General features: G+C 51.9%; 1 protein-coding gene. It reads right to left on the bottom strand.

All coding sequences use genetic code 11. The features are described 5' to 3' along the window. On the bottom strand, positions 1-514 hold a 514-nt coding region (locus C6366_RS20885), incomplete at both ends, for a hypothetical protein (RefSeq protein ID WP_199221580.1).

The following is a 514-nucleotide window of genomic DNA, read 5'->3' on the forward strand; positions in this document are numbered from 1 at the left end:
GGCGTATTGCAACTTCTTGGCGATGCCGAACATGTTCAGGCGCATGGCTGCCAGCAGGCCGTTGCGAATGGCAATGGAGAGTGGGTTGAAGCGCACGATGGCCTTTACCACCTTTTTGCCGACTTTGGCAACGGCTTTGGCTCCCTTTTTAATGCCTTTGCCCACCTTCTTGCCAATGCGTTTGAGGGATTTGAAAAAGCCGCCAAGGCTTCTTTGTCCGTTCAATCCATCCAGTTCCTCGTCTAAATCGTCAAGTTCGGCCAATCCCTGCATGGCCTCCGAATCGTATTTGATAAAGCCGCTCTTGGCCAGCTTGTCTTCAATGGTCGCCAGCTTGTCCAGCACTTGCTCTCGCTGTGGGGTGTTCCAGAACTTGATGGCTTGGTCAATCATACTGATGAACTGGTCGGGGTTCTGGATGTGCGACATTTTGCTTTTATTCTCCTTGCTTTTCAACAGGAAGTCACGGGTGCGTGTCAGGTAGTTGAGCGTGGCATCATCGGCACTTCCAAGC

The sequence above is a fragment of the Desulfonatronum sp. SC1 genome (assembly GCF_003046795.1).
Classification (GTDB): Bacteria; Desulfobacterota; Desulfovibrionia; order Desulfovibrionales; family Desulfonatronaceae; genus Desulfonatronum.